This window comes from Rhodococcus sp. B10 (assembly GCF_011770055.1).
GTDB lineage: Bacteria > Actinomycetota > Actinomycetes > Mycobacteriales > Mycobacteriaceae > Rhodococcoides > Rhodococcoides kyotonensis_B.
The window spans coordinates 1-415 of the sequence record NZ_JAAFYV010000114.1; the positions used below are offsets into that span (position 1 = coordinate 1).

Sequence of the window (415 nt, forward strand, 5' to 3'; positions counted from 1 at the left end):
GGTCGGCGTCGTCGCGGAAGTAGCGGCTGATCTCGCTGGACGTGGCCTTGTGCAGGGCGTTCGGTTCGCGCTGCCACTGCTCGCCACGGCTGAAGGAAACGAAGTACTGGCCGCCTTCCTTGTCGATGCGGAAGTCGGCGGGCTTGCGCGCGCCGGTGGCGAAGCAGCCCTGCAATGGGTCGGCGGAGAAGGGAAGCCGCGCATCGTCGCCGCAGGCAGTGAGCAGCAGGAGGGCACCGGGCAGCAGCAGGCGGAGCGTGCGCATGGGATGTCCCTACAGGGCAGGTGCGGCTAGTGTAGGCAGCACGCGGGCGTGGCCCGTACAGAAATTCGGCAAGGACACAGGGGTTTTCGGAAGGCGCAGGGCAAGGCACCGTGGTGCGGCGTGGCCAGTTGGCTGGGGATTGCTGTGGGG

1 protein-coding gene is annotated in these 415 nt (G+C 68.0%); it reads right to left on the reverse strand.

The features are described from left to right. A partial coding sequence (locus tag RhoFasB10_RS25910) for a hypothetical protein (protein ID WP_206031391.1) occupies window positions 1-265 on the reverse strand: 265 nt, incomplete at its 3' end. Window positions 266-415 lie beyond the last annotated feature (150 nt).